Source organism: Streptomyces solicamelliae (genome assembly GCF_045348655.1).
Taxonomy (GTDB): domain Bacteria; phylum Actinomycetota; class Actinomycetes; order Streptomycetales; family Streptomycetaceae; genus Streptomyces; species Streptomyces solicamelliae.
Map to the genome: position 1 here is coordinate 2,266,292 of NZ_CP160404.1, position 15,107 is coordinate 2,281,398.

16 protein-coding genes and 2 tRNA genes are annotated in these 15,107 nt (G+C 71.9%); 3 read left to right on the forward strand and 15 right to left on the reverse strand.

Going from position 1 to position 15,107, the window contains the following annotated elements; genetic code table 11:
* Nucleotides 1–19: 19 nt before the first annotated feature.
* Nucleotides 20–92: transfer RNA gene (locus tag ABZO31_RS10510), tRNA-Ala, on the reverse strand.
* 147 nt (nucleotides 93–239) lie between these two features.
* On the opposite strand from ABZO31_RS10510, the gene ABZO31_RS10515 reads away from it, so the two are divergent.
* Nucleotides 240–1,451 (forward strand): glycosyltransferase 87 family protein, encoded by a 1,212-nt coding sequence (locus tag ABZO31_RS10515; RefSeq protein WP_406860867.1) that lies wholly within the window; start codon nucleotides 240–242, stop codon nucleotides 1,449–1,451.
* Here ABZO31_RS10515 and ABZO31_RS10520 read toward each other — a convergent pair.
* The 3 genes from ABZO31_RS10520 to ABZO31_RS10530 form a co-directional block, all read right to left on the reverse strand.
* Nucleotides 1,420–1,653: a hypothetical protein gene (locus ABZO31_RS10520; protein WP_026277450.1), complete on the reverse strand. Its 234-nt coding sequence runs from the start codon at nucleotides 1,651–1,653 to the stop codon at nucleotides 1,420–1,422. The genes ABZO31_RS10515 and ABZO31_RS10520 overlap by 32 nt on opposite strands.
* A 3-nt stretch (nucleotides 1,654–1,656) precedes the next feature.
* Nucleotides 1,657–1,851 carry a hypothetical protein gene (locus ABZO31_RS10525; RefSeq protein WP_406860868.1) on the reverse strand — a complete coding sequence of 65 codons (195 nt, stop codon included), beginning with the start codon at nucleotides 1,849–1,851 and terminating at the stop codon, nucleotides 1,657–1,659.
* 72 nt (nucleotides 1,852–1,923) lie between these two features.
* Nucleotides 1,924–3,279: an MFS transporter gene (locus ABZO31_RS10530; RefSeq protein ID WP_406865310.1), complete on the reverse strand. Its 1,356-nt coding sequence runs from the start codon at nucleotides 3,277–3,279 to the stop codon at nucleotides 1,924–1,926.
* Between the two features lie 175 nt (nucleotides 3,280–3,454).
* On the opposite strand from ABZO31_RS10530, the gene ABZO31_RS10535 reads away from it, so the two are divergent.
* Entirely contained in the window at nucleotides 3,455–4,306 is an 852-nt protein-coding gene (locus tag ABZO31_RS10535) for a helix-turn-helix transcriptional regulator (RefSeq protein WP_406860869.1), read from the forward strand.
* Nucleotides 4,307–4,394: 88 nt separating this feature from the next.
* Here the strand turns inward: ABZO31_RS10535 and ABZO31_RS10540 are convergent.
* From ABZO31_RS10540 to ABZO31_RS10565, 6 genes are all read right to left on the reverse strand, one after another.
* A tRNA-Ala gene (locus ABZO31_RS10540) sits at nucleotides 4,395–4,467 on the reverse strand.
* Between the two features lie 73 nt (nucleotides 4,468–4,540).
* Nucleotides 4,541–5,194, reverse strand: coding sequence for a histidine phosphatase family protein (locus tag ABZO31_RS10545; RefSeq protein WP_406865311.1), 654 nt, complete (start codon nucleotides 5,192–5,194; stop codon nucleotides 4,541–4,543).
* Nucleotides 5,191–5,628, reverse strand: coding sequence for a ribosome silencing factor (gene rsfS, locus ABZO31_RS10550; RefSeq protein ID WP_406860870.1), 438 nt, complete (start codon nucleotides 5,626–5,628; stop codon nucleotides 5,191–5,193). Before rsfS ends, ABZO31_RS10545 begins: the two co-directional genes overlap by 4 nt.
* 174 nt (nucleotides 5,629–5,802) lie before the next feature.
* Nucleotides 5,803–7,521 carry an LCP family protein gene (locus ABZO31_RS10555; RefSeq protein ID WP_406860871.1) on the reverse strand — a complete coding sequence of 573 codons (1,719 nt, stop codon included), beginning with the start codon at nucleotides 7,519–7,521 and terminating at the stop codon, nucleotides 5,803–5,805.
* A gap of 19 nt (nucleotides 7,522–7,540) precedes the next feature.
* On the reverse strand, nucleotides 7,541–8,158 hold the full coding sequence (gene nadD, locus ABZO31_RS10560; protein WP_406860872.1) for a nicotinate-nucleotide adenylyltransferase: 618 nt from the start codon (nucleotides 8,156–8,158) through the stop codon (nucleotides 7,541–7,543).
* Nucleotides 8,159–8,211: 53 nt separating this feature from the next.
* Nucleotides 8,212–8,373: a hypothetical protein gene (locus ABZO31_RS10565; RefSeq protein ID WP_406860873.1), complete on the reverse strand. Its 162-nt coding sequence runs from the start codon at nucleotides 8,371–8,373 to the stop codon at nucleotides 8,212–8,214.
* Between the two features lie 243 nt (nucleotides 8,374–8,616).
* Here ABZO31_RS10565 and ABZO31_RS10570 point away from each other — a divergent pair, with 243 nt between their 5' ends.
* Nucleotides 8,617–9,753 (forward strand): M48 family metallopeptidase, encoded by a 1,137-nt coding sequence (locus ABZO31_RS10570; protein WP_406860874.1) that lies wholly within the window; start codon nucleotides 8,617–8,619, stop codon nucleotides 9,751–9,753.
* Nucleotides 9,754–9,810: 57 nt separating this feature from the next.
* Here ABZO31_RS10570 and ABZO31_RS10575 read toward each other — a convergent pair whose 3' ends face one another.
* The 5 genes from ABZO31_RS10575 to proB all read right to left on the reverse strand — a co-directional run bounded on the left by ABZO31_RS10575 (nucleotide 9,811) and on the right by proB (nucleotide 14,933).
* A complete protein-coding gene (locus tag ABZO31_RS10575) occupies nucleotides 9,811–10,887 on the reverse strand; it encodes a hypothetical protein (protein WP_406860875.1) in 1,077 nt (358 codons plus the stop codon).
* A 167-nt stretch (nucleotides 10,888–11,054) separates the two neighbouring features.
* Complete coding sequence (locus ABZO31_RS10580) at nucleotides 11,055–11,630, reverse strand: hypothetical protein (RefSeq protein ID WP_406860876.1); 576 nt, start codon at nucleotides 11,628–11,630, stop codon at nucleotides 11,055–11,057.
* Between the two features lie 76 nt (nucleotides 11,631–11,706).
* Nucleotides 11,707–12,990, reverse strand: coding sequence for a glutamate-5-semialdehyde dehydrogenase (locus ABZO31_RS10585; protein ID WP_406860877.1), 1,284 nt, complete (start codon nucleotides 12,988–12,990; stop codon nucleotides 11,707–11,709).
* 129 nt (nucleotides 12,991–13,119) lie between these two features.
* Nucleotides 13,120–13,623 (reverse strand): hypothetical protein, encoded by a 504-nt coding sequence (locus ABZO31_RS10590; protein ID WP_406860878.1) that lies wholly within the window; start codon nucleotides 13,621–13,623, stop codon nucleotides 13,120–13,122.
* Nucleotides 13,624–13,805: 182 nt separating this feature from the next.
* Nucleotides 13,806–14,933, reverse strand: coding sequence for a glutamate 5-kinase (proB, locus tag ABZO31_RS10595; protein ID WP_406860879.1), 1,128 nt, complete (start codon nucleotides 14,931–14,933; stop codon nucleotides 13,806–13,808).
* Nucleotides 14,934–15,107 lie beyond the last annotated feature (174 nt).

Below are 15,107 nucleotides of genomic sequence, written 5' to 3' on the forward strand. Positions count from 1 at the left end.
TGGCCCGCTTCTTCTTCTGTGGAGCTAAGGAGAATTGAACTCCTGACCTCCTGCATGCCATGCAGGCGCTCTACCAACTGAGCTATAGCCCCTTGCTGTTTTGCGTCTCCATCTCGGTTTCCCTTGCGGTCTCCCTCGCGGCGACAGACAGAACATTAACCGGCTCCCCCTGGGATCACCAAATCCATTGTCCGGCGGCCCTGAGGGCGGCCGGAGGGCGGCGGGTAGGGTCGCCCGATGTGACCGTGTCCGTGATCGCCGCAACCCGCGTCCGCCAGTGGCCCCTGGCCACCGCCGCGACGGCCTGCCTGTTCTCGTTCGTCGCCTTCTGGGTGGCGCAGCGCACCGCGAACGTGACGATGCTCGACCTGATGGTCTACCGGGCCGAGGGCGAGACCGTGCGGGCCGGTGGCGATCTGTACGCGATGCGCGCCACGTCGGCGAACCTGGCGATGACGTACCCCCCGTTCGCAGGTCTGCTGTTCACCCCGCTCACCCTGGTCGACGTCCCCCTGATGCGGACCCTGGCCACGGCGGGGAACCTGCTGCTCGTCGTGGCGCTGGTCCATCTTTCGCTGCGCCTGGTGACGCCGGACCGGCCGCGGACCGCGCAGTGGAAGGCGACCTTCTGGGCGGCGGCCGTGCTGGTGTGGTGCGAGCCGGTGTGGACGACGATGCGGTACGGGCAGATCAACCTGCTGATAGCGGTCGCGGTGCTCTGGGACCTGACCCGGCGCGAGGACAACCGGTGGGCCGGCCTGGGCATCGGTCTGGCCGCGGCGGTCAAACTCACACCCGGGCTGTTCGCGGTGCTGCTCTTCGTCGTCGGCCTGCTCCGGCTGCGGCAGGCGGGCTGGAACCACTGGCTGCGCCAGGCGCTGACGGCCACGGGCGTGTTCCTGGGAACGACGCTGGTCAGCGCGATGATCCTGCCGTACGACTCGAAGCGCTTCTGGACCGGGACGCTGTTCGAGACCGGCCGGGTGGGCTTCGCGGAGGAGACCGCGAACCAGTCGCTGCGCGGGGTGCTGGCCCGGCTGCTGCACACCGACGACCCGGGCATGTGGTGGGCCGTGAGTGCCGCCGTCCTGGGCGCGGTCGCGATGACGCTCGCGGTGCGGGCGGCGCTGCGCGGCGACAAGGCCCTGGCCGTGGTCGTCTGCGCGCTGACGGCGCTGATGATCAGCCCGATCTCCTGGTCGCACCACTGGGTGTGGTGCGTGACGCTCCTGGTGCTGCTGGCCGACCGGGCGCGCACGGTGCGGCCGGTGGTAGCGGTGGCGCTGGCGTTCGCCTCGTTCGCGCTCTGGTGGGTGCCGCACGACCCGGGCCGGCCCGAACTGGACCAGAACCCCGGCCAGATGCTGCTGTCGGGGGTGTACCCCCTGGTGGCCCTGGGGCTGCTCGCGGGCTACGCGCTCACGCGGTGGCGAACGAGTAGAACCTCTTGAGCGTGCAGTGCTCGTCGAGGAGCCGCCCGTAGATCGGCTCCCCCTCGAGTTCCCGGTAGGTCTCGATGGGGTCGCCTTTTATGATCAGCGCCCGCGCGCACTCCTCGCACCAGTACTGGTACTCGGGGTTGACGGGATCCATGTCCCGGACAATGGGCGTGCCGCTGCCGCACCAGTCGCACTTCCGCCTGTGGGCACCCATCACTCAGCTCCAGCTGTGGCCGCAGGCCGTGCACACGTAGGACACTCCGCCGTTGTCTCCGAGAACCTGTGCGACGTGGGACGAGCCGCACGACGGACAGTGGAGGGGAGCAGGTCGGTCCGTACTGTCGGGACGGTCTGCACGAGGCTCCGCGGCGGCGAGCAGATCATCAGTCTGCTCGGAACTGCTCGCGGCCATCGCACATTCCCTCCCGCCCCGGACCGTCTTCCCCCTCCGGCGGTCCGATTCTGCCATGGCCACGCAAGGGGGTCAGCGGGCTCGGCGCACCAGACCGGCCGATCCGCCCAAGATCGACGCGAGGCAGAGCGCAAGGGCGCACACCCAGAGCGCATCGGCTGAGGCATGCGCCCCCGGAGCCTCCAGCCGGTTCAGGAACAGTGTCCCGAAGGCGGCGACCCCGACGAGCTGACCCAGCTGCGTCACGGTGGCCAGCAGTCCGCTGGCGTCGGCCGCGTCCTCGGGCCGTACGGTGGCGAGCGCGCCGGTCAGCGCGGGACTGAAGGCCAGCGCCAGGCCCGCGCCCACGGCGGCGAAGGCCGCGTACAGCACCGCGCCGCCGTCGGATCCGTCCTTCAGCGCCCAGCCCATGGACAGCATGCCGAGCGCGGCCAGGGCGAAGCCGGACGGGATCAGCAGCGGCTGCAGCCGGTCCGGCCAGCGCCGCCAGGTGAGTCCGACCACACCGAAGATCACGGCGGTCGGCGCGAAGGTGAGCCCGGCGCGCAGCGCGCTGTGCCCGAGCCCGCCCTGGATGTGCAGGGTCAGGGTGAACAGGAACCCCGCGTTGACGGCCATCGCCACCGCGATGCGCAGGACCGCGCGGCCCATCCCGGGGTGGCCCAGCACCCGCGGCGCGACCAGCGGCGCGCCGCCCCGGCGGGCGAGCCGGGACTCGTGCCCGAAGAACACCGCGAAGACGGCCACGGAGCCCGCCAGGGACAGCCAGGACCACAGCGGCCAGTCCTGCTCCTGGCCGAGGACCAGCGGCACGGTCAGCAGCGAGACGGAGGCGGCGAGCAGGACCAGGCCGGGCAGGTCGAGCGTGCGGCGGCGGCCGGGGGCGGCGGGCTCGTCGCGGGGCAGCACCCGGGAGCCGAGCGCCAGCAGTACGAGGCCGAGGGGGACGTTCACCAGGAAGACCGGCCGCCAGCCCGTGCCGAACAGGTCGGCGCTGACGAGGACTCCGCCGAGCACCTGGCCGGCGGCCGCGCCGGTGGCGAGCACCGCGGAGTACGCGCTGAGGGCCCGCACCCGGCCCGGTCCGGTGAAGTTCCGCTGGATCAGGCTCAGCACCTGAGGGATCATCAGGGCCGCGCCGGCGCCCTGGACCACCCGGAAGGCGATCAACTGGCCGGTCTGCGCGGCCAGTCCGCAGGCCAGCGAGGCGAGGGTGAACAGCGCCAGACCGCCCAGGTACATCCGGCGGTGCCCGATCAGCTCGCCGAGCCGGGCGCCGGTGATCAGGAGGACCGCGTACGCGATGGTGTAGCCGGCGACGATCAGCTGGAGTCCCGCCCCGGAGGAGGCGAGTTCGGCGCGGATCGTGGGCGCGGCGACGTTGACGATGAACACGTCGAGCAGCGCCATGAACTGGGCAGCGAGCACGACGGCGAGCAGCAGTCGGGGGCGGCTGTCAGTGGCTCCGGCTTTACTTGTCGTGGGACGTGGGTGGAGGGTCGTCGTCATGCCGGTCAGCGTGACGGCGAGCGGATACGGGTAACGAGAGCCCGCCGATACTGGTAGTGACAGCACCTGGCAACGGCGGCACGGCAACTCGACCATGGGGGGCGTGACCACGATGGCGGTACCGACACAGCGACGGCGGCCGGAGCTCGCGAGCTTTCTGCGCAGCCGCCGGGCCCGGGTGACACCGCAGGACGCCGGCATCCCGCCGGGCCTGCGCAGGCGTACGCCGGGGCTGCGGCGCGAGGAGGTCGCACAGCTCTCCGGGGTGGGCGTGACCTGGTACACGTGGCTGGAGCAGGGCAGACCGATCAACGCCTCGCCGCAGGTGCTCGACGCGGTGGCGCGCACCCTGCGGCTGGACCCTCCGGAGCGCGAGCACCTCTACCACCTGGCCGAGGTGGCGTACGCGCCCGCGGCGGAGGACGGCACCCAGGCGGTGAGCCCGGAGATCCAGGGCGTCCTCGACGCGCTGCACCCGCATCCGGCGGTGGTCTACAACGGGCGGTACGACGTCCTGGCGACCAACGAGGCCTACCGAAGGCTCTTCATGGGCCCGGACCACGTGCTGACCGGCATACGCAACGTCCTGTGGACGCTCTTCACGGTGCCCGAGTCGTCCTGCCCGGTGGCGCACCGGGAGCAGGAGCTGCCGCTGATGGTGGCCCAGCTGCGCGGCACGTACGGGCGGCACGTGGGCGAGCCGGCCTGGGAGTCGTTCGTACGGCGGCTGTCGGCGGCGAGCCCGGAGTTCGCCGCGCTGTGGGCGAGCGGGGACGTGGTGCCGCCGGGGGCGCGGGTGAAGACCTTCCGCCACGAGGCCGTGGGCGAGCTGCGCATGACGTCCGTCTCGCTGAGCATCAACGGGATGCCGGAGTGCCGGATCGTGGCCTACACCCCGAACGACGAGGAGAGCCGCCGCGGGATGGACGTGCTCTGCACGGACTGACGGGGCAGGCGACGACGGGACCGGAAGCGGACGACCGGGCCGGAAACGCAGGATCCCGCCCCCTTGCGGGGACGGGATCCGGTGACTGTGGAGCTAAGGAGAATTGAACTCCTGACCTCCTGCATGCCATGCAGGCGCTCTACCAACTGAGCTATAGCCCCTCGTGTTCTTCGCGCTCCGCGCTGCGAACAAGAAGAACTTTAGCCTGCGACCTGCCGGAAAGTGAAATCCGGGTCAGTCGTCGTCGCCGAGCACCGGCTCCGGCAGGGTGCCGGCGTTGTGCTCGAGCAGACGCCAGCCGCGGGCGCCCTCGCCGAGGACGGACCAGCAGCAGTTGGAGAGCCCGCCCAGGCTCTCCCAGTGGCGGGGCTCCAGACCGAGGAACCGGCCGATCGTCGTCCGGATCGTGCCGCCGTGGCTGACCACGACGAGCGTGCCGTCCTCGGGCAGCTTCTCGGCGTGCTCCCGCACCACCGGGGCGGCGCGGTCGGCGACCTCGGTCTCCAGCTCGCCGCCGCCGCGGCGCACGGGCTCGCCGCGCTTCCAGGCGGCGTACTGCTCGCCGAACCGGGCGGTGATCTCGTCGTGCGTGAGACCCTGCCACTCCCCCGCGTACGTCTCGCGGAGCGCGGAGTCGTGGGCGACGGTGTGCCCGGTGAGGGCGGCCAGCTCGGCGGCCGTGGCGGCCGCACGCTTCAGGTCGGAGGCGACGATGGCGTCCGGCTTCAGCGCGGCGAGCAGCCGGGCGGCGCGGCGCGCCTGGGCCAGACCGGTCTCGGTCAGCTCGATGTCCGTGCTGCCCTGGAAGCGGCGCTCCAGGTTCCACGCGGTCTGACCGTGGCGCCAGAGGACGATCCGGCGGCCGGCGCCGCTCTTGGCGGTGCTCAGCTCAGCTCACCGTCCGTCTCGTCGGCACCGGTCAGCGCGGCGTGCTCGGCCATCTTGCCGCGGGTCTTCAGGGCGTCCTCGGGCAGCGGCAGCTCGGGGCAGTCCTTCCACAGCCGCTCGAGGGCGTAGAAGACCCGCTCCTCGCTGTGCTGGACGTGGACGACGATGTCGACGTAGTCCAGCAGGATCCAGCGGGCGTCGCGGTCGCCCTCGCGGCGCACCGGCTTCGCGCCCAGGTCCTTGAGGAGGCGCTCCTCGATCTCGTCGACGATCGACTTGACCTGGCGGTCGTTGGGCGCGGAGGCGAGCAGGAAGGCGTCGGTGATCGACAGCACGTCGCTGACGTCGTACGCGATGATGTCGTGCGCGAGGCGGTCGGCCGCCGCCTGGGCGGCGGCGCTGACGAGCTCGATGGAGCGGTCCGTGGCGGTCACAAGCAGGCTTTCGTCGGTGGTCGGGAACACATCCAGGGTCTCACGGACGGCGGACCGCCCGGCAAGCGATTACACGACGGTGCGGTGGGACCGGTCCGAGCGGACCGGCCCCACCGCGCCGGGCGGGCCAGGCGGTGAGCCTCCGTGGCGGCTCCGTACGGTCTTCGTCCGGGCTCAGGACCCGTTCTCGGCCTCGTAGTCCCTGCCCAGGACGACCATGACGTCGGCGTTCCCGGCGGGGGGGCCCTTCTTGACCGCACCGGCCGGCAGGCCGAGGGTCTTGGCCACCTCTCCGGCGGCGGCCTTCTGCAGGTCGTCCCGGTAGACGACCTGGGACTTCGCCTCGCGGTCGGCCTTGGCGCCGCCGACGAACGCGTAGCCGCCGTTGATCAGCACGATCCGGGCCGTCTCGGTGGCGTCGGCGTTGCCGCTGCCGTTCCGGATGGCGACACGGACCGCGGCGCCCTGCTCCGGCGGGCTGACCTTGCCGCCCAGCACGTCCTTGACGACGCCGCCGTTCGCGGACTCCTTCAGGGTGCCGTCCTGGCCGACCGGCAGCAGCGCCGTCTTGTAGTCGCCGCCCTTGGCCCGCTCGGCGAGCTTGGCGAGCGAGGCGCCGAGGTCCTTCTCGGGAAGGGAGGGGTCGAGGATCTGGGCGAGCGTCTGGACGGTGATCGTGGCGCTCTTCGGATCGGACGAGATCTTGCGGAGCACACCCTGCATGACCTGGCCGAAGCGCTGGAGCTGCTTGGCCTCGGCCTCGCCGGGTCCGCGGAACGTGGCGTAGGCGACGGCCGCGCGGCCGTTCAGGGTCTGGTTCTCGCCGCGCTTGACCAGCGGCGCCTCGCCCTTCTTCTCGGCGGGCACGTCGGCGTCGGTGGTCAGGTCGACGTTGCCGACCAGTTCGACCAGGTTCTCCAGGTACGGGGTGTCCAGCCGCCAGGTGCCGGTGATCTTGGTGCCGAGCAGGTTGCCCAGGGCGTCGCGGGTGCCGGTGGAGCCGTCGTCCTCGACGGACTTGCCGAGGGTGGTCGCCGAGCCCTCGTCGTCGGCGACGGAGAGCTCGTTGGGCAGCAGCACGGTGGTGCCCTGCTTGGTGGTGACGTTGTCGACGAGCAGGGCGGTGGAGGTGCCGCCCTTCTTGGTGTTGTGCAGGTGGACGACGATCACGTCCCGCTTCTGCGGTCCGGTGGCGGTGTTCTGCTGCTGCTCGGCGGAGTCACCGAAACCGGGGATCATGCCGGCCGACCACAGGTAGCCGACGCCGCCGACGGCGACCAGGGCGAGGACGACGACCAGCGCGACGAGGCGGCGCTTGCCGCGGCGGCGGGCCTCCTCGCGGCGCTCCGAGCGGCTCTCGGTGAACTTGAGCCAGTCGATGACGTCCTCGGAGTCCTCGTCCGGTTCGTCGATGAACGAGAACTGCTCGGTGCGGTAGTCGCGGTCGTCGCCGCCGGGGGCCCCGGGGCCGGGCCGGCGCTGGCCGGGGACCCCGGCGGGCGCCGCGACCGGGGCCTGGGGCGGCCGCGGGGGCCGCTGGGGCTGAGGGGGCTGCTGCGGCTGCTGAGGAGGCTGCTGGGGCTGCTGCGGCGGGTACGGCTGGCCGTAGGTCTCGTACTGCTGCGGGGCCTGCGGCTGCGGACGCTGCTGCGGGCTCGGGGCCCGGCCGTCGGCGTACGGGTCGTACGGCTGCTGGGCGTAGGGGTCGTAGCCGTAGCCCTGCGTCTGCTGGGACTGCTGAGGCTGCTGGGCGTACGGGTCGTAGTCGTACCCCTGGCTCTGCTGCTGCGACTGCTGCGGCTGCTGGTACACCGGCTGCCCGTACGCGTCGTAGCCGATGATCTGCGGCTGCTGCGGGTAGTACGGGTCGTACGGACTCTGCTGATCGTTCACCGGTGCCCCTCTCCGAGGCTCACTCGCCGCGGTACAACTGGCGCTTGTCGATGTAGCGCACCACACCGTCCGGCACCAAATACCAGACCGGATCCCCCTGCGCGACCCTCGCCCTGCAGTCCGTGGACGAGATCGCGAGGGCCGGCACCTCGACCAGCGAGACACCGCCCTTCGGCAGGCCGTCGTCGGTCAGGTCGTGGCCCGGACGGGTGACGCCGATGAAGTGGGCGAGCCCGAACAGCTCCTCCGCGTCCCGCCAGGTGAGGATCTGGGAGAGTGCGTCCGCGCCGGTGATGAAGAACAGGTCCGCGTCGGTGTTGAGCGAGCGCAGATCCCGCAGGGTGTCGATGGTGTACGTCGGCCCGCCGCGGTCGATGTCGATGCGGCTGACCGAGAACTGCGGGTTCGACGCCGTCGCGATGACCGTCATCAGATAGCGGTCCTCGGGGGCCGACACCACCTTGTGGCTCTTCTGCCACGGCTTCCCCGTCGGCACGAACACCACCTCGTCGAGGTGGAACAGGGCGGCCACCTCGCTGGCGGCCACCAGGTGTCCGTGGTGGATCGGGTCGAACGTCCCGCCCATCACGCCGAGGCGGCGCTTGCCGCGGCCAGTAGGCACTTCCTGCTCTCCCATGCGTGCAGAGCCTACTGGCACGTCGGCGCGACCCCTCGGGGCGGTCTACCGGATCAGCGGTCGCGGTTGAAGCGGGTGGTGACCCACAGCAGCAGGAGCAGCACGAGCAGGGCGCCGCCGCCGGTGACGTACGGGTTCAGGCTGTCGTGGTTGCCGCCGTGTTCGGCGCCCTCGGCGAGGCTGACCAGGTTGAGTGCGGTGCTGTGCAGGCTCATCTTCGGCAGGACCAATCGATCGGGGATGGGAGCGAGACTTCGCGCACATCGTATGCGGGCGGTCCGGGCACGCTCACGCCGACTCAGTCGTTGTCGTAGTCGTCGTCACCACGGCGGCACCCGGCACCCCGGTTTTCCACAGCGCCGAGGTTGTCCACAGGCTCCGACGGACTTGCGGGCCAGGACCTACGCTGGGGTCTGTCAGGGGGACGAGCGAGAACTCGTAAGGAATCAGGGGGATCCATGACCGACGGCACCGACAACGCCCGGGAGAACGTCCCGAGCAGGCAGCGCAAGCGCTTCCCGGACATCTCCTCGCGCGCGTACGAACATCCCGCGGACCGCTCGGCCCTGGTCGCGCTCCGCAAGCTCAGCGGCTTCGACACGGTCTTCAAGACCCTCAGCGGGCTGCTGCCGGAGCGCAGCCTGCGGCTGCTCTTCCTCTCCGACTCCGTGCGGGTGAGCGACGCCCAGTTCACGCACCTCAACGACATGCTGCGGGATGCCTGTTACATCCTGGACCTGGAGAAGGTCCCGCCGATGTACGTGGCGCAGGACCCGAAGCCCAACGCGATGTGCATCGGTCTCGACGAGCCGATCATCGTGGTCACCACCGGCCTGGTGGAGCTGCTCGACGAGGAGGAGATGCGGGCCGTCGTGGGCCACGAGGTGGGCCACGCCCTCTCCGGCCACGCCGTGTACCGCACGATCCTGCTCTTCCTGACCACGCTGGCGGTGAAGATCGCGTGGATCCCGCTGGGGAACATGGCGATCATGGCGATCGTCACCGCGCTGCGGGAGTGGTTCCGCAAGTCGGAGCTCTCCGCCGACCGGGCCGGGCTGCTCGTGGGCCAGGACCTCCAGGCCTCGATGCGCGGTCTGATGAAGATCGCCGGCGGCAACCACCTGCACGAGATGAACGTGGACGCGTTCCTGGCGCAGGCCGAGGAGTACGAGGCCGGCGGCGACCTGCGGGACTCCGTCCTGAAGATCCTGAACGTGCTGCCGCGGACGCACCCCTTCACCACGGTCCGGGCCGCGGAGCTGAAGAAGTGGGCGGAGACCCGCGACTACCAGCGGATCATGGACGGGCACTACCCGAAGCGCACGGAGGACAAGGACACCTCGGTGACCGACTCCATCCGCGAGTCGGCGAACCACTACGCCGACTCGGTGAAGCAGAGCAAGGATCCGCTGATGAAGCTGGTCGGCGACATAGCGGGTGGCGCCGGCGACCTCGCGGGCGACCTGGGCGGCAAGCTGTTCGGCCGCTTCGGCGGCAAGAACGGCAACGAGGACGGCAAGAGCGGTACCTCGGACGGCAGGAGCAACGCCGGGGACGGCCGGAGCGAGGGCGAGGGCACGCGCGGCGAGAGCTGAGGCGACGACCGGGCCGGCGCGTCAGGCACGGCTGAGGCGCCGGACGCGTCAGACGCTTCAGAGGCGGGGCTGGGCCTTCGGGGACAGGGTGCCGCAGAGCGGGGTCACCGACCGGTCGCCGGTGGCGTACGGGTCGGTGACGGCGGGGGCGTCCGCCGGGGGCGTCCGCTCGCCGGCCAGCAGCGGCCGCAGGGTGCCTCCGGCGTCGGGGGCACAGGCCTGCGGGCCGGCGGCGACACGGCTGGTCAGCAGCTCGGCCCGGTGCATCCGCAGGTCCTCGCGGTCGAAGCGGAACTGCATCTGACGGTGGACGGTGAACAGAGAGGCGGCACGGTCCGGGCCGGAGGCGGCGGGGCGCAGCGTGTAGGTGAAGGTGTGGTCCGCGGTCACCTGCAGCAGGTCGGCGTCGATCTCCGCGAAGCGGAGGGTGCCCTGGACGCGGGTGGCCGGGTCGATCACGGTGGTCCGGGCCGGGTCGAAGCGGACCAGCCAGCCGGCGAGGGCGTGCCGGCCGTCGGCCCGGGAGGCGTCGGCACTCCGGTCGAACTGGGCCTGCTGGTCGGGGTCGACCAGGAGGCGCACCGGCCGGGTGGTGGCTCCGGACAGCACGTCGGGCTCCAGGGAGGAGGCCACGAGGTAGTCCTTGGCCACGGACAGCGCGGTGACGACCTGGCCCTCCGAGAAGTGCTCGGTGCGGCCCGCGTTCGGGAGGTTGATGCCGGCCGCGCCGGTGCGGTACTCGGCGGCCGGGCTGTGAGCGATCAGTTCGGCGGGCTCGCCGCCGGGCACCGGGCCCTGCGGGGCGAGGGGGGTGACGGTGGTCCACAGCGGTTCGGCCCGGTGGACGGCGGGGGGCTGGTAGGGGTTGCGGACGCCGAGGTAGATGGCGGTGCCGAAGGCGAGGAGGATCAGCAGCACGAGGACGAGGGGCTGCCGGGAGCGGCGGCCGGGTTCCCAGCCGGGGCGGGAGCGTACGGCGCGGGCGTGCTCCCCCATCCGTTCCTGGGCGGAGAACTCCTGAAGGCGGGCAGCGCGGACGAACGACTCGTCGAAGACGACGGATCGGTATTCGTCCTCTCCTCCGCCGGGGAGCCCCTCGGGGGTCCCGTCAGGCGGGTCGCCACGCCCTGCCATACCTTCAGAGTAGGTCGGTACGGACATCCGTAAACGCGCAGGTACACGACAAGTTCGGAAGAATCCCGACGCGGCTCCGGCCGGGGCTCACGGCGCGGTCCGGGGTCTCCTCAGGGGGCCCGGTCAAGGAGCGGTCAGGGCATCGTCCTGGCGTGGTCGGGCCACGTTCAGGGCGTGGCGGGACCGGTGGCGGTGGGGACGACGACGGGGGCCACGGCGGAGGTCGCGCCCGGTGACGGGAGATCGATCCCGGAGGTCGTGGGGGCCGGGGTGGGGTCCTGGCGGTTGGCGGTGGCGCCGCGGTAGACGGCGGTGAAGGCCAGGGCGACCATGCCGACGCCCATCACCAGGGCCAGCACCCAGGCGACCGGCCGGTGCCAGCGGGCGCTGCCCCGGTAGGGGCGCAGGGCGCCGCCGTGGGGGCCGTACGGGCCCGTCTCGTCGTAGGTGTCGGGGTCGTACCCGTCGGGGCCGACGAGGCCGCGGGCCGGGTCGTAGCCGTCCTCGTAGTACTCGTCGTCGCCGGCGGCGCGGCGGGCGCGGGCCCGGGCGGCGTCCGCCTCGGCACGGGCCTGGGCGGCGGCGAGCAGCCGCTCGACGGCGGTCGGCTCGTGGAACGCGGCGGCCCGGACGAAGTCCTCGTCGAAGACCACGGCGGCGAAGTCGTCTGCGCCTCCGCGGTCGACAGAGTCCTCGGGGTCCCCGCCGTCCTGGAACGGCTTGCCCCCCACGTCGTCCGGCACGGCTTCAGAGTAGACCGGAGAGGGGGTTTTGGGCAGGGAGAGTGCGAACTATCCCTGCCCGTTCGAGACAGTCCGATTACCGAACGTGACCGTCGCCGGTGACGATGTACTTGGTGGAGGTCAGCTCGGGCAGGCCCATCGGGCCCCGGGCGTGCAGCTTCTGCGTGGAGATGCCGATCTCGGCGCCGAAACCGAACTGGCCACCGTCGGTGAACCGGGTGGAGGCGTTCACGGCGACCGTGGTCGAGTCGACCAGCTGGGTGAAGCGGCGGGCGGCGGCCTGGGAGGTGGTGACGATCGCCTCGGTGTGGCCGGAGGACCACAGCCGGATGTGCTCCACGGCCTTCTCGAGCGAGTCGACGACGGCGGCGGCGATGTCGTACGAGAGGTACTCGGTCTCCCAGTCGTCGGCGGTGGCCGGGACGACGGTGGCCTTGCTGCCCTCGGCGTGGCCGAGGACCCGCTCGTCGCCGTGGACGGTCACGCCGGCCTCGGCGAGGGCATCGAGGGCGCGCGGCAGGAAGGCGTCGGCGATGTCCCGGTGGACGAGCAGGGTCTCGGCGGCGTTGCAGACGCTGACCCGCTGGGCCTTGGAGTTCACCAGGATGTCGACGGCCATGTCGAGGTCGGCGTTGGCGTCCACGTACACGTGGCAGTTGCCGGTGCCGGTCTCGATGACGGGGACGATGGACTCCTCGACGACCGTCTTGATCAGCGAGGCGCCGCCGCGCGGGATGAGGACGTCGACGAGGCCGCGGGCGCGCATCAGCTCGCGCACCGAGTCGCGGGACTCGCCGGGGACGAGCTGGATGGCGTCGGCGGGCAGCCCGGCGCCGCCGACGGCGTCGCGGAGCACCTTCACCAGGGCGGTGTTGGAGGAGTACGCGGAGGACGAGCCGCGCAGCAGCACGGCGTTGCCGGACTTCAGGCAGAGCGCGGCGGCGTCGACGGTCACGTTGGGCCGGGCCTCGTAGATGATGCCGACGACGCCCAGCGGGACGCGGACCTGGCGCAGGTCGATGCCGTTGGGGAGAGTGGAGCCGCGGACGACCTCGCCGACCGGGTCGGGCAGGGCGGCGACGTGCCGGACGTCGGCGGCGATGGCGCGGATCCGCTCGGGGGTGAGCGTCAGCCGGTCGATGACGGACTCGCTGGTGCCGGCCTCGCGGGCGCGGGCGACGTCCTCGGCGTTGGCCTCGACGATCTCGCCGGTCCGGACCTCGAGCGCGTCCGCGATCGCCAGCAGGGCGTCGTCCTTGGCCGCGCGCGGAAGTGGCGCGATCTCGGCGGCGGCGGCGCGGGCGTGGTACGCGGCCCGGGCGACGGGGGACAGGTTGTCGAGGGGCGTGAGCGAGGTCATGTCCGCAGGGTACTGGCACCGCTGCGGACTTCCCTCGTACATCCCGATCTGCGAGACGTTCCCCGGACGCCCCAGGACGTCCCCGGACGCCTCCGGACGGCCGGAAACCGCCCCTGGCGCTCCGTGCCGTCAGTAGGGGTGCACGCCCACCGGGGCGGCGGGCGGCGGGCCGTATCCCTCGGCGATCCGCTGGTGGTACGTCTCGCGGTCGATGACCTCCAGGCCGACGATCTCCCACGGCGGCAGCTTCGCGGTCTGCCGGTGCTCGCCCCACAGCCGCAGCGCGACCGCGGCGGCGTCGTGCAGGTCGCGGGCCTCCTCCCAGTACCGGATCTCGGCGTGGTCGTTGGCATAGCGGCTGGTCAGCAGGAAGGGGTGGTCGTGGGCCAGCTGCTCGAGCCCGCGCCTGACCTCCTTCAGCGGGGCCTCCGCCCCCGAGACCGTGAGGGTGATGTGCCAGAGCTTGGACACCACCCGCTGCTCGGCGCGTACCTCGGCCGTCTCCGTGCTGCCGTTCGTGACGACGTCCTTGACGTCGTCGTTCGCCGCACCGAAGTCGAATCCGGCCTCGACGCTCGTCAGGGCGCGTTCGGACGTCCCGCGGGGCGCAGCCCCTGGGCGCGCTCGTCTCACCGGCGGCCTCCTGTTGTGATGCGTGTGCTGCTGTGCTGTACCCCGCCTTGTCTTGCCCCCGAGACAAAGTTGACCAGTCCCGGGCCACGGATGGGGCGGTTTTGGTGAACCTCTCCAACGGATGACCGGAGTTTCAGCCTTTTCGGTTCCGGTCGGGTCCGGTCGGGTCCGGTCGGGTCCGGTCAGGAGCGGACGACGACCAGATCGTCCCGGTGGACGACCTCGCGCTCGTAGGCCGGGCCGAGTTCCTTGGCGAGTTCGCGGGTGGAGCGGCCGAGGAGCTGCGGGATCTCCTTGGCGTCGAAGTTGACCAGCCCGCGGGCGACCGCCCGGCCCTCGGAGTCGCGCAGCTCGACCGGGTCGCCGGCGACGAACTCGCCCTCGACGGCCGCGATGCCCGCCGGCAGCAGCGACTTGCGGCCCTGGACGACCGCGCGCACCGCCCCGTCGTCGAGGGTGAGCGAGCCCTGCGGGGTGGAGGCGTGGGCGAGCCAGAGCAGCCGGTCGGCGGAGCGGCGGCCGGTGCGGCGGAAGTACGTGCCGGTGTCGCGGCCGGCCAGCGCGTCGGCGGCGCGGCTGGCGGAGGTGAGCACGACCGGGACGCCCGCGGCGGCAGCGATCCGGGCGGCCTCGACCTTGGTGACCATGCCGCCGGTGCCGACGCCGGCCTTGCCGGCCGCGCCGATCTCGACGTGCGCGATGTCCTCGGGGCCGGTGACCTCGGCGATCCTGGCGGTGCCGGGCTTGGACGGGTCGCCGTCGTAGAGCCCGTCGACGTCGGAGAGCAGGACCAGCAGGTCGGCGCGGACGAGATGGGCGACGAGGGCGGCGAGCCGGTCGTTGTCGCCGAAGCGGATCTCGTCCGTGGCGACGGTGTCGTTCTCGTTGACGACCGGCAGCGCGCCCATCGCCAGGAGCTGGTCAAGCGTCCGGTAGGCGTTGCGGTAGTGGGCGCGGCGGCTGGTGTCGTCGGTGGTGAGCAGCACCTGGCCGACGCGGACGCCGTACCGGGCGAAGGAGGCGGTGTAGCGGGCCACCAGCAGGCCCTGGCCGACGCTGGCGGCGGCCTGCTGGCGGGCCAGGTCCTTCGGGCGGCGGGCCAGTCCGAGCGGGGCCAGGCCGGCCGCGATGGCGCCGGAGGAGACCAGGACGATCTCCTTCTCGCCGCCGCTGCGGACCTTGGCGAGGACGTCGACGAGGGCGTCGACGCGGTCCGCGTCGAGGCCGCCGGCCGCGGTGGTCAGCGAGGACGAGCCGACCTTGACGACGATCCTGCGGGCTTCCGTTACGTACTGCCTTGCCACTGTCACAAGTCCGAATCTATGTCAGGTACGGCGCGGGTCGCTTCCGTATTCCAGTCGCTGGACAGGGGCTGGACAAACGGGCCGTCGCGGGTTTCGCGCGCCGACGCGCGCCCCGTCTCGCGTAAACCGTGTGCGCGGGTGCGGCCGGTTCAGGTGAACTTCCCGGCCGTACCGGACGAA